The 18,696-nt window shown below is 41.4% G+C and carries 20 protein-coding genes; 3 read left to right on the top strand and 17 right to left on the bottom strand.

Annotated elements, in window-relative coordinates:
* From SPADD19_RS00215 to SPADD19_RS00200, 4 genes are all read right to left on the bottom strand, one after another.
* Nucleotides 1-608 (bottom strand): mevalonate kinase family protein (locus SPADD19_RS00215; protein WP_241496457.1); only part of this gene is annotated, 608 nt, incomplete at its 3' end.
* Between the two features lie 171 nt (nucleotides 609-779).
* Nucleotides 780-1,721 (bottom strand): serine hydrolase domain-containing protein, encoded by a 942-nt coding sequence (locus tag SPADD19_RS00210; RefSeq protein WP_061454883.1) that lies wholly within the window; start codon nucleotides 1,719-1,721, stop codon nucleotides 780-782.
* A gap of 10 nt (nucleotides 1,722-1,731) precedes the next feature.
* Nucleotides 1,732-2,499 (bottom strand): CppA N-terminal domain-containing protein, encoded by a 768-nt coding sequence (locus SPADD19_RS00205; RefSeq protein WP_024055030.1) that lies wholly within the window; start codon nucleotides 2,497-2,499, stop codon nucleotides 1,732-1,734.
* 106 nt (nucleotides 2,500-2,605) lie between these two features.
* Entirely contained in the window at nucleotides 2,606-3,883 is a 1,278-nt protein-coding gene (locus tag SPADD19_RS00200; RefSeq protein WP_023919173.1) for an HdeD family acid-resistance protein, read from the bottom strand.
* Nucleotides 3,884-3,984: 101 nt separating this feature from the next.
* Between SPADD19_RS00200 and SPADD19_RS00195 the strand changes: the two genes are divergently transcribed.
* The 3 genes from SPADD19_RS00195 (at nucleotide 3,985) to SPADD19_RS00185 (ending at nucleotide 7,518) form a co-directional block, all read left to right on the top strand.
* Nucleotides 3,985-6,273: a Xaa-Pro dipeptidyl-peptidase gene (locus SPADD19_RS00195; protein WP_061454882.1), complete on the top strand. Its 2,289-nt coding sequence runs from the start codon at nucleotides 3,985-3,987 to the stop codon at nucleotides 6,271-6,273.
* Nucleotides 6,274-6,376: 103 nt separating this feature from the next.
* Complete coding sequence (locus SPADD19_RS00190) at nucleotides 6,377-6,871, top strand: DUF536 domain-containing protein (RefSeq protein WP_003008835.1); 495 nt, start codon at nucleotides 6,377-6,379, stop codon at nucleotides 6,869-6,871.
* Nucleotides 6,872-6,924: 53 nt separating this feature from the next.
* Nucleotides 6,925-7,518, top strand: coding sequence for a 3'-5' exonuclease (locus tag SPADD19_RS00185; RefSeq protein ID WP_061454881.1), 594 nt, complete (start codon nucleotides 6,925-6,927; stop codon nucleotides 7,516-7,518).
* Nucleotides 7,519-7,724: 206 nt separating this feature from the next.
* On the opposite strand, the gene SPADD19_RS00180 is transcribed toward SPADD19_RS00185, so the two are convergent.
* From SPADD19_RS00180 to SPADD19_RS00120, 13 genes are all read right to left on the bottom strand, one after another.
* Entirely contained in the window at nucleotides 7,725-8,024 is a 300-nt protein-coding gene (locus SPADD19_RS00180) for a YbaB/EbfC family nucleoid-associated protein (RefSeq protein WP_003005613.1), read from the bottom strand.
* Between the two features lie 78 nt (nucleotides 8,025-8,102).
* On the bottom strand, nucleotides 8,103-9,254 hold the full coding sequence (locus SPADD19_RS00175) for a site-specific integrase (RefSeq protein WP_049474715.1): 1,152 nt from the start codon (nucleotides 9,252-9,254) through the stop codon (nucleotides 8,103-8,105).
* A gap of 1 nt (nucleotide 9,255) precedes the next feature.
* A complete protein-coding gene (locus tag SPADD19_RS00170) occupies nucleotides 9,256-9,504 on the bottom strand; it encodes a DUF3173 family protein (protein ID WP_003005186.1) in 249 nt (82 codons plus the stop codon).
* Between the two features lie 16 nt (nucleotides 9,505-9,520).
* On the bottom strand, nucleotides 9,521-10,633 hold the full coding sequence (locus tag SPADD19_RS00165) for a CHAP domain-containing protein (protein ID WP_061454880.1): 1,113 nt from the start codon (nucleotides 10,631-10,633) through the stop codon (nucleotides 9,521-9,523).
* A gap of 16 nt (nucleotides 10,634-10,649) precedes the next feature.
* Entirely contained in the window at nucleotides 10,650-10,874 is a 225-nt protein-coding gene (locus tag SPADD19_RS00160) for a hypothetical protein (RefSeq protein ID WP_061454879.1), read from the bottom strand.
* A 1-nt stretch (nucleotide 10,875) separates the two neighbouring features.
* Entirely contained in the window at nucleotides 10,876-12,762 is a 1,887-nt protein-coding gene (locus tag SPADD19_RS00155) for a phage tail family protein (protein WP_061454878.1), read from the bottom strand.
* Nucleotides 12,763-12,773: 11 nt separating this feature from the next.
* Entirely contained in the window at nucleotides 12,774-15,278 is a 2,505-nt protein-coding gene (locus SPADD19_RS00150) for an ATP-binding protein (protein ID WP_061454877.1), read from the bottom strand.
* Nucleotides 15,279-15,291: 13 nt separating this feature from the next.
* Nucleotides 15,292-15,702: a conjugal transfer protein gene (locus tag SPADD19_RS00145; protein ID WP_006149323.1), complete on the bottom strand. Its 411-nt coding sequence runs from the start codon at nucleotides 15,700-15,702 to the stop codon at nucleotides 15,292-15,294.
* 2 nt (nucleotides 15,703-15,704) lie between these two features.
* The gene (locus tag SPADD19_RS00140; RefSeq protein ID WP_001095596.1) at nucleotides 15,705-15,929 is read right to left on the bottom strand and encodes a TcpD family membrane protein; all 225 of its coding nucleotides are present in this window, start codon (nucleotides 15,927-15,929) and stop codon (nucleotides 15,705-15,707) included.
* A gap of 9 nt (nucleotides 15,930-15,938) precedes the next feature.
* The gene (locus SPADD19_RS00135; protein WP_000356392.1) at nucleotides 15,939-16,934 is read right to left on the bottom strand and encodes a conjugal transfer protein; all 996 of its coding nucleotides are present in this window, start codon (nucleotides 16,932-16,934) and stop codon (nucleotides 15,939-15,941) included.
* 11 nt (nucleotides 16,935-16,945) lie between these two features.
* Entirely contained in the window at nucleotides 16,946-17,503 is a 558-nt protein-coding gene (locus SPADD19_RS00130; protein WP_061454876.1) for a hypothetical protein, read from the bottom strand.
* A gap of 1 nt (nucleotide 17,504) precedes the next feature.
* The gene (locus tag SPADD19_RS00125) at nucleotides 17,505-17,738 is read right to left on the bottom strand and encodes a hypothetical protein (protein WP_045759896.1); all 234 of its coding nucleotides are present in this window, start codon (nucleotides 17,736-17,738) and stop codon (nucleotides 17,505-17,507) included.
* Between the two features lie 14 nt (nucleotides 17,739-17,752).
* On the bottom strand, nucleotides 17,753-18,696 hold a 944-nt coding region (locus SPADD19_RS00120), incomplete at its 5' end, for a replication initiation factor domain-containing protein (protein ID WP_164905810.1).

Here is an 18,696-nt window from a genome sequence, read left to right as displayed (position 1 = left end):
ACCTGCTGGGTCAACTGACCAATCTCATGGAAATGGGACAAAACTTCCTGCCCTTTGGCTTCAACCTTTTGAATCGCCTCACGGGTATTGCCGTGAATTCCCGTATCCGCAATCACCAAGCTCGCTTTTATACCCAGCTCCAGCGGGTAAAAGCCGACATTTCGGATAAATTTAATGGCTTGATCGCTCAAACAAGTCTTGGCATCGAGCCCACTTGGATTCATATGGGCAATGGTTTCTGCTCGATTGACCAGGATTTCTAAAGTCTCATCATCCAGCTTCTCTTGATAATAGTCAAAAACGGCACGAATAGCTGCGATACTCACCGCCGCAGATGATCCCATCCCCCGTTTTTCCGGCACCATGGACTGAATGCGACAGCGAATACGGGCCTCGCGAATCCCAAGGTGCTCAAGAGACGCAAAAACCGCCATGGACAAGGTGTCATCTTCAAACAAAATCCATGGACTGTCTGCCGGGATGATCTGGCAGGTCACTTCGATATGATGGAGTGGCAGCGCAATAGCCGGATAACCATAGACCACCGCATGCTCTCCAATTAAGATAATTTTACTATGCGCCCTTCCGACGCCTATCTCTTTGTTCATATTCATCTCGCTCTATTAAGGTCATTACTATTTTAATATAAATCAGCCAAAAAAGCGATGCTTTTGAAGGAAATCCAACCTAAGACGGAGTTCAAAAATGAATCTCCTACCAGTTTCTTTCTCACGGACAGACCGTAAAAGGCCAGGATCCATCATCCTAGCCTTCCATTTCTATTTTTCAAATTCTTGTTTGATCAAGTCCATCAAAGAGTTGCGGTCGAGGATCCATTGGGCCCGTTCGTCCTTCTCATAGGTCCGGTTGGACAAAAAGATCACAGCTTCCTGCCTCTTTCGATTGTACATGATGAAGGTTCCAGTATAGCCCGTATGATCTAACCAGTCCCCCTCTAGATTCCATCCGAGAGCGCGGGTCTTGCCCTCTTCACGCGCAAAATTCTGAGACAAGTCACGCGCAAAATCATCCTTCAGATAATGCTCTAAGAAGCGCTCTAGATCAGCAACAGTTGAAAAAAGACCAGCACTTCCCGCATGACAGCCCAATACTCTCGCTTTGGGATCATGAACACTTCCAGAAGCAAGGCCACGGACCGTTGGCACCGCCTTTTCGACCGGTCCAAACCGTGTCTCTGTCATCTTCCAAGGTGTAAAGATCAGCTCTTCAAATAAACGATCCAAGGGCTGGTGAAACCTGTCTTCTAACCAAAAGCCCAGCAGAAGAAAATTGACGTCGGTGTAATGAAAACTCTTGTCTTCTTTCAACTGCAAATTTTCAAGAGCTGTTTTCAACTGTCTCGCATCCAATTGATCCCGGTTGGGGATAAAAGGATCCAGCCCAGAAGTATGGGTCAAGAGTTCCCGGATGGTCGTCTTCTCATGAGCAAAACGCGGGTAAAACTCTTTAAAGGGACGATCGAGCGGAAGCTCCCCTTTCGCATACAAAAAAGCACAGATGGTAGCGACTCCGACGACCTTACTGACACTGGCCAAATCATAGACCAGGTCAGCCACTACTGACTCTCCTTTTTCAGGATCCGCTAGTCCCAGATAGTGCTCACTCCACTGACCCTTGCGGTAAAGCGCAAGAGAGGCACCTGGATAGATGCCTTCTTGGATTTGTTCGGTAATTTTTTCGATGATTGCATTCACGCTCATCACTCCATTCTTATTCTTCATAAGAAATATGGACCTGATCTTGATTGGCTTCAAACCAGAGTTCAATCTGACTTGGATCTTTGGCAATCAAGAAAGTTCCCTTACGGTGCACAAAATCGACAGTTTCTCCCAAGCGTTCTTTCACGACTTCCACATCAAAAGATGCCAATTCGACCTTGATCATGCTCAAATCCCAAGTCACCTTGTTCTCCACTTGGAGATCTTCTCCTTGAGCTTCCTGCAAATGGATAAAGTGGGCCAAAGCTGGCAAGTTGCTATAGAACTTCTCAGCCTCAGCAAAATCGGCCACATTGACCTCAAGAAAGTCCACATCAAAGCTGGTCAAACCTTTGAAATCTTCTGGCACGTCAACAAGAGGCGCTTTCTCCAACGGTTCTAGGCTTTCAAGATTTTCTTCAGCATGCACGAAAATGGTATCTCCTTGAGGAGACACAACTTCAAAGGCGCGACCATTAGCTCCTTGGTAAAGGGCGCTTGTTTCTGGCTGGCGGGCCAACAAATAATCAATTTCTTGAGCTTGTGCCACTTTCACCACGATGCGACCCAATTTCTTTGGACCTTCGACCTTACGCGAACGCATACTCGGTGACTCTTCTAAGACAATTTTCTCTACTTTTGAGGCATCTCCTAAAGATAGGAGAGCTCCTTCTTCCACTAATACTTTCATTCCCAATGTCTCTTCATAAAAGCGTTGATTGACATTTCGGTTATTCACTTTCAAGACTGGGATCACTCTTACGATCTGATTTGCTGTCATACTTTCCTCCAAGCACTTTTTATTGTAAAAGATTTTCTGGCTTTTTACAAGAAATCTTGTGCAAAAAAGACAGATTTTTCAAAAATAAAAATCTGTCTTTCTTTTTTTAGTATACTGTTCGTGTATGGACCCGCCCGTTTGGAGCTTCAAATTCGTATTCTAAGTAATCCTGATAGGTCCCTGGTGCAATCACTCCACGCACATCTAATACAGCCGTTCCTGCCTGTCCCACAATGGAATCTGCTAACAGGCAGCAATTAGTAGACAGAACAAAGTAAGATTTAAAACGCGAAGAAGTAAATTTATATAGCTCAGCCCCTAAATCATATTTCAATTTGTAAGCGTAGGTCGGCTGACCGTCTTCCAGTAACCTCCTAGGTGGATCCCAAGGTTCTAACAACTGATCAATTTCAGCTAGACGCTTCTCTACTGCCTGATTCTCTTCTTCGGTAAGGGATAGGCTGTAGCCAAACAGCGTCTTTTGACTCTCTTTTTTACATAGTTCGATGTATGGTTCCTTATCCACTTTAAACAGTACGCCATCCCCAATCGTCCCAAATAGACGCTCTGAAAAGGGATCGTAACTTCCGTAAGAAATGACCTTCCCCTGATAACAAATATCTACATGCCCAATCGCTCCAAATAAGTTGCTGTCAGAAGTATGAACCAAAATTTCTAATTCCCTTGCCTCTTCTTCTTTTTTCACCAATCGATAAGGGCCTGTGTGTCCCGCCGAGCTCCCTTTTTGAAGAAACTGGTTAAACCGTTTTAACTCCTTAGCAGGGATAAAGGCTGCAAAGATAACCGGTAGGCTAATACGAAAGCGACGTTTTAACTCTTGGCCTTGTTGGTCTTTGTCAAATAAAATACCATCTCGAATATTAGAAATCCCCAACAAGACCAGATAAGCCCCCAAGAGGATAAATTGGAAGTGCCCATCTGAACCAGGTTCCAAGACAGTTGCTAGACCAAGCCCACCGTTTAAAAGCGCATCCCATAAATAGAGCCAGCCTCCTTTTACCCGATTGGCCTTATAAAGCCAAAATGTGATCCCATAGACAATGGCACTCCCCAACTGATATGCCCCTAAACAAATCACAACTAAGTTTACGGGCAGACTACTCAGTCGATTCAACCAGATCAACGCAAGTGAAAGAAAAATAAACCAAATAGAGTGGCTATAGGAAATAGACTTGCTACGTAACAAAAAGCGAAGAAGAAAGCTTCCTAGTCCATCAACTAAAAAGTAAATGGCTAATAGATCCAAGGAAAATTTGGTGAAACCAACGCCGTTTCGAAAAATGAGAATCCCAAAAATGACGGCAAGAACCCCAAACAATAAGGTCCGTCTTCTTGCAACTTGTTCAAAAGATATTTTTTTCAATATTCCTTCTCCTTATAGACGAAAGGTCTTTAGACAAATACTATTTTATCAAGTATAATATAAGAAGTAAAGAAAAAAGAAACTGATAAAAGGAGCAGTCTATGAAATACAATCAATATAGCTATCTATCTGTTGACCAAAAAGACATTCTTAAGGAACTAAAAGAAATTGGGTTTGACCTTCCCACCCACCTCCCAGAAAAAGAACTGTTTGAATGGTTTGTCCGCAAGGTTTACTTCACCTATAAAGATACAGATTATCCCCTCTCTAACCTAGTGGTGGATTCTAAAACAGACTTTTTAACGTATATCCAATCTGACTGCGAATGGTCTCCGAACATTTTTTACACAGTAGCCCTCCAATTACTCGGTTTCCGCTATTTTATTGATTTTGAAGATACGGATAGCTTCTTGAAAGAAGTCCAATTTCCGATTGAGTATGGAAACTTGGTAGAAAACCTCTATCACCTTCTCAATACTCGAACAGTAAAAGGAAATTTACTCATCGATCAGTTGGTCAGCGATGGCTTGATTCCTGAAGATAACCAGTATCACTATTTTAACGGCAAGAGCCTCGCAACCTTTACGAGCCATGATGCCATCCGCGAGGTCGTCTATGTGGAAAGTCGGGTCGATACCGACAAAGATGGTCTGCCAGACTTGGTCAAGGTCAGCATTATCCGTCCTCGCTATGAAGGCAAGATTCCAGCTGTTATGACCGCAAGTCCTTATCACCAAGGGACCAACGATAAGGCCAGCGACAAGGCCCTCTACAATATGAATGTCGACCTCGAGGTCAAAGAACCTCATACCATTCAAGTAGAAGTACCTCAATTAGAATTGGTGGATCCTGTCGGTTCAGCTGAGCTAGTCGATGAAGCTGAAGAAACTCTCACCCATATCAATTCCAGCTATACCCTCAACGACTACCTCCTTCCACGCGGCTACGCTAATCTCTACGTATCTGGAGTGGGGACAAAAGATTCGCAAGGCTTGATGACCAATGGAAATTACCAACAAATCGAAGCCTACAAGAACGTTATCGACTGGCTCAATGGCCGTTGCCGGGCCTTTACAGATCACACACGCAAACGCCAAGTCAAAGCTGATTGGTCTAATGGAAAGGTCGCAACCACCGGGATCTCTTACCTTGGAACCATGTCTAACGGCCTTGCGACCACAGGTGTGGACGGTCTTGAAGTCATCATTGCAGAGGCTGGGATCTCTTCTTGGTACAACTACTACCGCGAAAACGGCCTCGTGACAAGTCCTGGTGGCTATCCAGGTGAAGATTTTGATTCGCTTGCTGAATTGACCTACTCCCGCGCTCTTCGGGCTGGAGACTATCTCCGCCACCATGCAGCCCATGTCGCTGACTTGGAAGAGGTTAAGAAGCAATTGGATCGTAAAACTGGAGACTACAATCAATTCTGGCACGATCGCAATTATCTCTTACATGCTGATCAAGTCCAAGCAGAGGTGGTCTTTACCCATGGTTCCCAAGACTGGAACGTCAAACCGCTTCACGTCTTTAACATGTTCCAAGCCCTTCCAGCAAGCATCAAGAAACACCTCTTCTACCACAATGGTGCCCATGTCTACCTCAACAACTGGCAATCCATTGACTTCCGTGAGAGCATGAACGCCCTTCTCTCTAAAAAATTGCTGGGCTACGATTCAAGCTATGAATTGCCTACTGTCATCTGGCAGGACAATACAGGAGAACAAAGTTGGACTTCCTTGGATGATTTTGGCAACCAAACAAGTCAGCGGACCTTCCTACTCGGAGACGGTGAAAAAGTCATCCAAAACCGCTATGCGACAGAAGATTACGAGCGCTATGGCAAGGCTTATCCAACCTTCTTAAGCGATCTCTACCAAGACAAGGCTCAACAGGTGACCATCGATCTTCCAATCGAAGAAGACCTGCACCTCAACGGAAAAGCTCGCCTTCACCTGCGACTTCACTCCAGCACCAATAAAGGCCTGCTTTCAGCACAACTCTTAGAGCTTGGAAGCAAGAAATACCTCCAACCCTATCCTGCTGTCTTGTCGGTCCGTACGCTGGATAACGGTCGCTACCATATGCTCGACAATTTGACTGAGTTGCCTTTCAAAGAAGCTGGCCAACGAGTCATTTCGAAAGGTTATCTCAACCTCCAAAATCGTCATGATCTCTTAGAGGTTGAGGCCGTGACGCCAGGCGAGTGGATGGAATTTGACTTTGATCTTCAACCAACCATCTACAAGCTCGAAAAAGGAGCGACCCTTCGCCTGGTCCTTTACACGACAGACTTTGAAATCACTGTTCGCGATCAAACCGATTACCAACTGACCATTGATTTAGCACAATCCAGCCTCCATCTTCCTGAAATGACAGAGACCCGCTAATCGTGGTCTCAAGGCTTGTCCTCTCTTTGCTTCATTTGACAGCTTAGCCTACTTATGTTACTATCTAATAGAGTATTTCATAGAAAAGATATTAGAGGAAGTTATGGCGATTGAAAAAACTGTCAGCGAAATTGCTGAAATTTTAGGAGTCAGCCGCCAGGCGGTCAATAACCGTGTCAAGGCGCTGGCTCCAGAAGATACCCAAAAAAACGAAAAAGGGGTTACCGTTGTAACCCGTAGTGGCTTGATCAAGCTCGAAGAAATCTACAAAAAAACTATTTTTGAAGATGAGCCAGTCAGCGATGATGTGAAGCAACGCGAATTGATGGAAATTTTGGTAGATGAAAAAAATGCTGAAATCGTCCGTCTCTATGAGCAACTCAAAGCCAAAGACGAGCAACTCGCTAAAAAAGATGAGCAGTTGCGCGTGAAAGACGTTCAAATTGCTGAAAAAGACAAGCAATTGGACCAACAACAACAATTGACTTTACAAGCAATGAACGACCGCGATACCTTGAAACTTGAACTCGAACAAGCCAATGAAAAAGTTCAAGAGCAAGAAAGCAAAGGTTTCTGGGCACGCGTTTTCCGTCGATAATCCGGGGCTGGATCCTACCAGTCCCTTTTCTTTTCTACCACAGGAGATTTCCCATGAAAACATTAGAAGATTATATCGCCTTTGACCTCGAATTTAACCAATACGAAGGTGCCTATCAGATTATCCAGGTGTCTGCCGTACGTTTTACTGACGGTAAAGAAGTCGATCACTACGACTCCTACGTTTACACCGATAAGCCTCTAAAAAGCTTTATTAACGGCCTCACTGGCATAACCCAGGACAAGATCCAAAATGCTCCACAACTAGAGCAGGTCCTCGGCGAATTCAAGGCCTTCGTTGGAGACCGCCCCTTGATTGGATACAATGCCAAAAAGAGCGACCTTCCCATCCTACTTGAAAATGGCTTGGATTTAGAAGACCAGTACGCTGTCGATGTCTTTGACCAAGCCTTCGAACGCCGTCCATCTGACCTTCATGGCATTAAAAATCTCCAACTCCACACCGTTGCAGAATTTTTGGGAGTTGCAGGAAAATCACATGATAGCTTAGAAGATGCCCGCATGACAGCTCTTGTCTACGAACAATTCCTCGAATTTGATCAAGGCCGTACCCTGCTTGAAGAGCAAGAGAACTTCTCCACCAACCCCTTTGGAGGCTTGGACTTATCCAGTTTTTTTGATGAATAAAAAGAGAGAGTGGGACAGAAATCGGTAATTCGTTAGAATTCGATTTCGTCGTCCCACCTCCGCACAGTTGAGTAGGGCTGTAAAAGCTGATGAATTCAGCTTAGTAGAGCCCACTCAACCACTGCGTCTTGCTCGACAATCCAAAAACAAGAAGAGGCTAGGACTTTTGTCCCAGCCTCTTTTTAGTTGATGAAAACTTACTTTGCTTAAAATGGCAATTTCCCTGCGAACGCACCGAGTTTTTTCTTAGTTGCCGCATCAATTTCTTCAATGGCGGCATTGATGGCTTGCACCGTCATATCAGAAAGCGTTTCTGTATCTTCTGGGTCAACCACTGCGGCGTTGAAATCGATGGAAACGACCTTTTTATCGCCTGTCAGGGTTGCAACAACCAAGTCCTGAGCAGATTTCCCTACAAATTGAGTTGCAGCTAATTCTGCTTGGCTTTGCTCCATTTGCTTTTGCAATTTTTGAGCTTGCTTCATCATATTTTGCATATTCATCATATTGTTTTCTAGATTCCTTTCGTATCAAGGGTTTAGACCCTGTTGCTTAATTTTCACTGCCCACTTCTGCCCATTTTTCTAAAAATCGTCAAAGGCTTTAGCGACTTCTTTTTGTTGTGATGGGAACAAATGTGAGTAGATATTTATTGTTGTATTGATAGAACTATGTCCTAGTCGTTTCATCAGAGTGAAAAAGATATAATCCTTTCCTTCTCCTCTCCTCAATCCCTGATTAATTAAAAAGGCTACATGTGAATGTCTAAAATCATGGTTTCGAATCAATTTGAAGTCTTCTGGCAATCGTTTCTTGAATGCTGCTCTAAAGTTAGAGACATTCGGAGCAGTCATAGGCTCCCCTGAAAATTGGAAAATTTGCAAATCATCTGTTGAATCAGTCAGCTTAGACAACCTCTGACTTTGTACTGACTTCCAAGTTCTCAACTCATCCACAAAAGCTTTATGGATGTAGATTTCTCTATTTGATTGAGTTGTCTTCACAGATCCAATATGTGTTTTTCCATTGCGATAATAGGCTGACTTACGGATCTTAATATATCCCTCGTCAAGAAAAACATCTTTCCAAGTTAAGGCAAGTGCCTCCCCCATACGAATTCCCGTAAACATGAGTACACGATATAAAAGTTTAAAAGGATACTCACTTTCTTCAAAATAAGATTCAAACTCCTTGAATTGTTCAGGAGTATAATAAGACATTTCTTTATGCTTTTCTGGAAGTTTCCGAATAGCATCACATGGATTATCCTGTCTAAATCCTTTCGAAATAGCAATATCAAACAACTTATGAACAAAAATCATTTGTTGGTTAATATGCGTTGGTGTAAGTGTCCCACCTTTTACACTTGGCTTTTCAATTAACCAATCTCGATATTTTTTTACATCTTGAATGGTAACTGAAGACATATCAGCATTTTCAAAGAATCGCGATACATATTGGGTATAATATGATTTCTGGGTATCTACTGTACCTTTTTTATTTCCACGAAGCTCATCTTCTTCTTTTAACATTACATAAAGAGAGGAAATAGTGAGTTTTTGTGTATTCTGTATCTGATTTAACTTATGGATACGGTAATAAGCCTCATATTCCTCTGCTTCTTTTTTCGTTAAAAAATTAGATTTCCGATGTCGTTTACGTTTGCCAGTTAAGGAACTTTTACCATCACTAATATCAACTAGCCACAGTCCATCGTCCTGTTTAATTACCGCCATGCTATTTTTCTCCTTCAGTCATGACAGCGCTTTGAAGGTTCCCTTCAATTATATCATTTTTTAATTGTATTTGAAAACCAAGAATGGATTCAACTGTAATAATTGGTACACGGCCAATACGTTTGTTCTTATACCATTCAAATCCTTCTTGTACAAGCTGGCTCTTAGCCTTTCGTATTAATTTACTAGCTTGAGTTTCAGAATATCCAATCAATTCCATTAAATCATTTTTATCTACAACTTGAATCATCTATATCTATTCCTTTCTAATGTCCAATAACATAGGTGAATTGTTTGGCAGTTTCTGCATCAAATGTGCGGTAACTAATGATACCCAACCCTTTTACATTACACTCTGAGACGAGAATTGAACCATCTGATTTGACCTGTTCCACAAATGAAATGTGTCCGTATATTGGATCAGCTCCAGCTTGTCCAGGGCTAAACGATAGAGCAGAGTGTTCTGTTGGTGTATGGGTTGTTGTGAAACCTGGCTTATTCATCCATTGTCCACCATTTCCCATAAATGGATCAAAGTTGACTCCGACTTGTTTTCCACGGTTGAAGACATACCAGGTACATTGTCCCCATGGATAAGTGCTTGTAATATAGCCAGTGGTATCAATAGCTGTTGTCAGACTGTAACCTACCGGTATATCATTTGAAGTTACTCCTCCACCATCTCTAGTCTTTCCTGTGGTTTGTTCGGGAGCTTTTGGTGTTCCTCCATGTTCATCAATGAAGGCATCCAGTTTTTGCATGGTTTCTGCACGTCTTTTTCCTGATCCTGTGGTATCTGTGAAATAGACCCCGCCATCAGTTGCTGGATTGAGCGTTCCATTCGCAAACTTTTTAGCCTTGTCATCTTGAATTTTGAAAGTTTGGTTTTTATTTCCAATGATGGTTTGTTGGGTTAGTCCGACAACCGCAACCTCATCATTAAAGTTATTGGCATATTCTGGATTGGAGTCATATGCCCCAAAACCAAACATATTGGCTCCAGGATTAGTGGCTACCCCAGCAGTTCCAAGGGAACTTTCATTCAGTGCGATCGCAACGATTCCACGGACATCAAGATTAGATTTAGCTTCCCATTCGAGGAGCTTTTTCCCATTAATTCGGTTCTTATCATAGGAGATTCCTAACGTATCTAAAAAGCCATCTAATTGCTCTGCCGTGATACCGAAGCGATGAACCAGTAGGTTGTGAGTATAGGGATCTCCATCTGACCAGTGATCCGCATAAGTCACTCCATTTTGGGATTGGGGTGAGCCATTCGTTCCACCACCTCCGACAGCCCCCATTAGGATAATGATAATGAGGACCGGTAGAAAGAGAGGAATGAGACCAGCTAATAGAAACCATTTTAGTTTTTTCATCGAATCTCCTTTCTAGTTAATGTCTTATATAAGCAGTGAACAAAACAGTCCCAAAACGCCATTTAGCATCTAAAACGACTGAATAGGACTTAGTTTGTAGGATGATTTGGTCTCTTTCTTGTTCTGAGACTGGAAATAAAAGAAGGAAATCGACTGAGCGTTTTCCTTCTTGGTAGGCCTGATAAAGAGTTTCTTCAAGAACTCTTGAAAAAGCAGTTCTTGAGCGTATTTTGGTATTCATATCATTCTCCTCTAAGTTGTCTTAAGCGTTCTGTTAATCGGTCTCTTCGTACAATATTGGCTCTCAATTTATCATCTCGTGTCATGGTCTTTCTGTAAGCACGAGTGAAGGCATTCGATCCTTGGGCTTTGTACATGGATTGAGGATCTTTATATTCCTCTAATTTGTGCTCAATACTATTAATGCGGAGCTGTTTAAATGGAGAAATCCATTCTTCTTTAAGAGTTTGAAATTCCTCGTTTGAACTTGGTGTTGGCTCCACCGTGATTGGGGATTCCATTGAAGGAGTTTGTAGTGTTTTTTCTTCAACTGGTTTAATCCCTTCTAGCGTTGGCTTTGTTTTCGGAATGTTTGGTTCTGGAGCATCTGGACTTATTGGAGTCTCAAGTGTTTCTGTTGGGAGCACTTCATCAGGTTGGTGCTCTGATTCTTTATTGGTAAAGAAAGAACCAACATTTTGGAAGTGACTTTTGGCATTCATCACCATTCCGGCTCCGAAACCAGCACCTGCTAAGGCAAAATTCCCAAGATGTTGAGCAGATGAAAGACTTCTCGATGGTACTTGTGAAGCTACCTCTCTGGTCTTTGTGACCCCTTTTTCAACTTTGTTTCCAATATCATTCGCAACCATTCGAGCTTTGGATCCAAGAATGAATTGGATCAGTTCAGCTTTGTATTTCCATAGAAAGAAATATACGAGTCCCTTTGAGACGACTGAAATGAGTAGTTTAAAAACAAGGCCAAAGATAATCAAGGATGGGAGTGTTTTAAGAATGCCATCAAAGCCTGTAATGATAATGTTTTCGATCATTTTCTCAATATAGAAAACTAATAGAGTTAATAGACTTGTGATAGCTGGGAAAAGTAACCCACCAAACATGACTTTCAAGACTCCAAAAATCAGATCCTGCATTCTTGGCACAAAAGACATTAATAGCACAATTGGAAAGAGCAGGATCATCATCAGAACGAGTGTCTGAGCAATGACATTTAACATTTGAATCAAAATAACTGGTATTGCTAATACAAAAGCGTCAAAAATTTTAAAAATGACATAAAACATACGAGTAAAGATGAAATCAGGCATTGCCGAAACCCAACGGTTCTTTTCGCCATCTTCATTAGCTCCATTGCCTAGTTCATCTAGATATTTAGAACGGTCTTTGGATTTAACCGCTGTAAAGTTTCCATTTTTATCGCCTGTTCCTAATACCTTACTATCGTCAAAAGTTTCTTGTTTTCCATTTTGGCTATTCTTATATTTACCATTTTCTTGGCCAGTATTGACAAAGACATAGGCTTTATAAGAGGTTTCTGCTATATAACTATCTGCCATGGAATCACCGATTTTGATCGTCTTATTTTTTCCATATTCTACTTTAATATGAGTGATATTTTTAGTGACCTCTTTAGAGACATTATTGATTGTATCAAGCAGATAAAGACCACCAGAGGTCCCTGCAACTGTTCCAAAGTAACCAAAGCCAAGGATGAGAACTAGAAAAACATGAAGGAGTGTTCTTGAAAAGGATCCTTTGGAAAAGAAATATTGGTAAAAAAGGTAGAAAGCTAAGATCAGAAGCAACATTGAAACAAGTGAGTTCTTGGCAACTCCACTTCCATTTGAACCGATAAATCCTTTCCAGATATTCATTGCTCCATTAAATACATAGTTCTTATAGCTAGAGTAGAGATCAATTTTTTCAAGAATTCGAATCAGCAAAGAAAAGAAGCCCACCACTGCGTTTAGAATGAAAAAGAAGAAGTTGACGAAAAGCTCATTAATCAGAACCCAAGCCCCGTTAAAGGAAGCGAACCCAGTAGGCTCCATATAGGACTTGAGAGAGAAGATATCGACTCCTCTTAGTTTGTCAAAAGCTTCTTGCATGGGTTCACCTCCTAACTAGCGTATTTATTTTCAAGGCTTGATGATACCGTAGCTTTCATAGGTTTTAGAAGCATATCAATATCTTCAAAGATGTTGTGTACGGAAATCATATTGAGATTGCCATAGACGTCATAGTATAGGCATTGACCAGAGATCATATTATCAATCCATTCGAGATTGTTTTCAGTGACTTCTAGATTGACATGTTTTAGGATATCTTCTCGTTCAGACTTTTCATAAAAAGCAAAAATAGTCCCAAATCCAGTTGTATCATCGTCATTTTCTGCATCATGTACAGATTGCGTAATCAGTGCCAAGGTATTATTTTTGGAGCGCCCAATCCGACGCATATTTTTGATAACGGCTTTTCCTTCTGCAGACTTCATAAGAATCCATGCTTCGTCAAAGAACTCAATGGTATCTTCATTTTCATTTCGTTCTCCAAAGTGGGTACAGAAGGCACCCAGCGCAAACATGAGGGCAATAGAGTTGCGTTCATGATCTGAAATTTTTGTGGAATCATCCTTTGGTAGTTTGAGGTTATTGACCTCTAGGATGGTCACTCGTGATTCATAGTTAAGGCCTTGAGTGGTCCCATCTGAAAAGGCTAGTTCCAAGATAGAGTTTGTGACAATTGAAGTCAGATAACGACCAACCGAAGCAATTTCAGAGGAAGTGGAGTCTCTAAGCACTTTTAGGACATGTTTAAAGCCGACTCTCTCACCAGCGACCCGTTTTTCTACAATCGCATTAATAGCTTCTGTGATAGCTGTTTTCTGATCCATCGTAACATCATCTACGGCTTGTAGTAAAAACTCAAGCATGTTTTTTGCGACCTCTACAGCTTGTTCTTTATCTAGAACGACAATAGGATCTAAGACTCCATGGTTTGATGGTAGTGAGCTATCCAGTGTCACAAAGTTAAAGTTCTCAATCTGTTTCTTGCGTTCAGGATAGAGACGTGCGAATTCAGGCGAGTTAATCACTTCTTGGTAGTGGTTTCTAAGTTCACGTTTAGGGTCGATATAAAGGGTTTTAACATTTTGTAAAGCCACACTTAAAAAGATGATCTGGGCGAGAAAGGATTTTCCTTGTCCTGTTGCACCCGTAATGATGATATGCGGGTTCTTGGTAATCTTTCCAGCGATATCTTCCTTATTTCCCACTGTCGCATTGTAGAGTACAATATTCTTTGAGGAATCAATAGCTTTCTCAATATTGTCCCAACGCCCTGTCCAGTTATCTACTCGGCCGATATACCAACCGATACGGTTTCCAGAAGAGGTATTGGTGAAGGGCATGAGTTCTGAAAATCCACGAGCTGTGACCATATGTGTCCAGGTGCGAGTTTTCTTTTGGAGGTTTTCTCCATAGAGCAGGGCTTGAAAGAGATAAGGTCCGTCTTGAGAGGCCTCACTGATTTCAACGCCCATATCATCAAAGTAGTTCAAAACCACTTGCCGTCTTTGACGGAGTTGGTTCACACTAGAAGCAGAGACAATCAGATAGGCTCCATATTCGATGATATCTTCCTTGTTTCCGACTTTCTTCATTAAGTCCTTTAGGGAGATAGAGCCCATGATGATCTCGTCTTGTTGGACAGTATCAGTATTTTCTGCCTCTTCCATGATGTTTCTGTAACGTGTATTCGAGCGTCCCATTCGCCCCTTGATTTTACCAGTATCAATAAATTCTGCCTTGATTCGTAGCTCTACGGGAAAGTTCAAACGTTGGATAAATTCGCCTAGGTGAAAGCCGTTGAATTGAACAGGAAATTTACCTACAGGAAGAATCGTCACAAAGGAAGATCCATAAGGGCTTTCTAGCTTGAGGAAGCCACCTTTTAGGACTTTGATCAAGGTATCCGTGATATTGAACTGAGCACGATTAGCTAGCACCTCTTTCTTGTAGTGAGGGATATAGCGGAGGTATTGCATCCGCTGGTAATAAAAGAGTTCTTCATTGGATAAACGTTTTGCCCGAAGGACGGAGAAAGCTTGAAAAATAGTGAATTCATCACTTTTATAGTCTTCATACCAAGTGGGACTTAATTCATATTCATAGCCAAGACCCTTTGCGATTTTTTCAGTGAACTCATTAAAGCTCTCATAGGCCAAGTCTTTGACGGTAGCTCCATGATTTTGTTTGCGTAAAGTCACTCCCACGACCCAGTCAAACTGATAAGGAATCTCCATTTCATCTGTTAGACGATCAACGGTGTAAAGAAGTAGTTCTTCTCCTAGTTCACGACTGTCATCTGCTAGAGCATCTGAAAAGTCCCGCATTTTCTCTTCTAAGAGATAGTCTTTAGGGATCAGAGATATTTCAAAGAACTTGTTTTTCTGGAGCTTCTTCATCATTTGAGCAACCGTAATTTTGTGTTTGCCCTTTTTTTCATCATCTGTAATCGTGATGGGAGTGTTTGGAATACGGTAATACGCAACGACGGTTTGATCTTTTTTGAGAGCTAGATTTTCATGTGTTTCCCTAATAGGATAAGTTAAAGTAATACTCATAGGTCCTCCTTTTCTATAGATTTGTTTTTTCAAAGACAATTTCTTCTACAGGCTCTATTCGATCTTCGTGGTAGATAGCTTTTTTGTTTAGCTTAAAATCCCAGAAGTAAATCAGGTAATCTCCGATAAAGACGTGCATCTTTTTACCGTGAGGCTCGTATTCAGTATAAAATTTGGCCAGTTTGTAAGGGAGATACCAATAGAGCAAGAGAGAAATTGAGTGAGTAATTTTTGCGAGTGGCACAAAGATAAATCCTCCAAAGAGTAACATGGCCACAAAGACGATGATAAAAACAATGAAAAAGGACAACTGCATAGGTGTCGCAAAGTACCATAGTCGAGTGCCCTTTTTTGTCTTAATTTCTTGGATCCAATAAGGAGCATTTAGGCCCTTACTGTAATCATAAAGTCTTTCTTCATTCATACTTAGAGTCCTGATTCAATACCGAAGAGTCGTAGGAACCAGCCGACTGCTTTTAGGATATCTTGTCCTTTCGCAATCGAAACAATAACGGCATAGAAACCAACGACTGAAAATAGTTGAAGCCAAGAGCTATTCCGCCAAGCCTTGATCGCTAAGAGAACGGCAATGGCTGTTAGGATCCAAATTCCATCTCCCTGAAGGAAGGTTCGTAGATTGTTTGTATTCATAGAGTTCTCCTATTCTTTATCATTTGCATAATTTAGTGGAATGGTGTGTTCAAGTTTTGAGACATAGTAGGTCTTTTCTTTTTCTGAGAGAGTAAAGGTGAAGTTTTCTGAGTGAGTGGTGCCTCCAACTTCAAAAGTAGCTTGGACATAAGCAATTAGATCATTACCGTCCTGTTTAAGATAAGTGTAGTCGATCGTTTTGAAAGTGCTATTTGAGATGATATCCACATTTTTAGCAATCAGATTAAGATTATCTTGGCTTGTGGTGTAGTTGGTAAAGAAAATCTTGAGGAATTTCTCTACTTTCTTTCGCTCGCTGTCTGAAAAATGATCATTGGCAGTGAGTTGGAGCTTATCATCTTCGCTAAAGTGTCCAGCTTGTGAGGATTCAATGGCAGAAAACCAAGGAAGGCCAGAAACGTAATATTTTCCATCTTTTTCATCAAAAGGAATATTGAAACCTGTCACAATTTCTTTTTCTTCTGTGTTGTTATCCCGATGGATGCTTTCCTTGTATTTAACCTTATAGGTCGCAACTTTCCCTTCTACAGTCACTAACTGAGAATAGACAAGTGAGCTGGGATTTCGAACTTGCCCTTGAGATTTTACATCAGGGATGAAATTGTAAAATTTATTTAAGTAGTCAACTTGAGCTTTTTGTTTATCGCTTTCTTGTGGAAGAGTGAAATAGGCATAGACGTAGTCATTCAAGTAATACTGGAGTTTATAGTCATATTTTCTACTCGACTCCATAGGCTGTGTCTGTTGCTTTTGGGTGGATTCTACTTGGGCTTGTAGTGTACTTACCTTATTTGAGAGTGTGATAGCACGGATAGATCCCAAGAAACCAACAAAAAGGAGGAAAGAAATTCCTCCTATGACTGCGATATTGACGGTCTTTTTATTGGTGACTTTTAGCTTTGGTGGGCCTCCTTTTTTCTCCACCTTTTTAAAGTGTGAGAGATATTCTTTTGCTTGAAGCAAGTAGCGTTTGGCTTTATCCATAGATCCTCCTTTTAGAGAGCAGCGAGTTCAATGAGCTTTGAGCCTTTTGCGTAGAGGCGCTTATTGGCTTTTTCGATCTCGCCATTAATGTAATAGTAGCCTCGAAGCTCAGTCTGGAGTTGTTCGATCAAGTCAGGTTTTAGATCCTTGGCTTCTTCTTTTTTAAGGAGACTATTTAATTCTCCAGCCTTGGTCCAAGCCTCTCTATGATCCTTCTTTTTAAGTAATTCTCCCAGTTCATTCGTGACTTGAGAGACTTTCTTTTCAAAAATAGTTTTAGTAGCCATTTCAATTTCCTTTCTAAATGTTTCTTGATTGTCTTTGATGGTCTTTTGGATATAAGTAATGAGTGAGGGGCGCATTTTTTTATTTACGCTCAATACTTGACCATCTAGCGTGAAACAGGCATGTTCATAATTATAAAACCCTCTACTATCTGGAAGATCTTCTGTGCATCTGCCTGCACATTCATAGTAGAATTCCTTGCCTTTTCGTAAGAGGATGTACATATGCCAGAACTCTTGTTCTGGAAGAAGTAAGAAGTCAGCTTGATAAATCTTCTTTAGCATCTTAAGAAGCCTCAAGCAGATCATCGTAGCCTAGAGCTTGGTAGATAAAATCTGAATCAAACCAGAGCCAGTCATTGATTTGTCCTTCTGTTGGAGTATCACCAGAGAAGATATCTTCACAAATGACGGTTAGGGTATCTACTCCACCACGTTCACGGACAGTATTCAAGGTGGTTAGTCCACCAGACCAGGCTTTAAAGTTGTCTAGTGAATTGATTTGAACTTTGTATTCCATATAGTTTTTCCTTTCTAGTGTTCATAGTGTTTATTGGCTTTGAGAAGTCGTAACATGGCTTTTCCTCGATCAGTGATTTCTCCGCTATTCTGAATCATTTTCATGTATTCTGTTTGGAGGATCTTGTCTGCTTCAGTGACTAGTGCAAGAGAGTTCGCAACTTGATAGGTCAGCCAGCGAATCGTTCGCTCAATACTGTAAGGCTGTGGGTTAGTTGAAAGTTTTAAGGGTTCGACTCCTCCAAAGAGTTTTTGCCATTTTTCATCAGGTTTATAGGCTCCAAAGCGAGTGAGGCCATCATAGACTTGGATTTCTTTGTTTATGATGCCTCTAGCGATTTCTCCGAGGTCTACACCGTTGATGTATTCCTCTACAATGCCTTGAGCTTTCTGATCTGAAAAGCGGAGTTCATAGCGATTCCAGATACCAAAAATCTCCAAGGATTCGTCCAAGGAGATGTTTTCCATTCGAGCAATTTCATAGCGCTTTTCATAAAAGTTGAAGTAGAGTTGACTTTGACGGCTCCCAAAATAAATGGACAAGCCGTGATTAGCTTCCATGTCTTCATTATCTGTGAAAGATCCACCACCCGTGATATTCCATTTCTTGATCGTATCTAGAACAATCTCTTTGGAATAGAGCTTCTCAATCAGTTTTGGAATTTGAATTTGTTCGTCCTCGTGACCGTAGCCTTTATAGAGTTCATCTAGAGCGATATCGAGACGTTTCACCCGAACATCCTCATAGGAATAAAGAATGTTTTGAAGAAAAATCTGCCAAGTAATTCCCTTATCTTCTAGTAGCAATTCTAACTCACGGCATCCTTGACCAGATAGTTGAAGACAAGTTTGGTAATCATTTGTCACAGACTTATCAAAGAAATCAAAAATCCAGATGTTTCCTCGTTGCCATAAGTGGGTATAGTTCATAAGGCGAGTTTCTTGGTCTGTAAATTCAC

Source organism: Streptococcus parasanguinis, assembly GCF_001578955.1.
Taxonomy (GTDB): domain Bacteria; phylum Bacillota; class Bacilli; order Lactobacillales; family Streptococcaceae; genus Streptococcus; species Streptococcus parasanguinis_U.
This window is presented reverse-complemented; position numbering and strand designations above follow the sequence as displayed.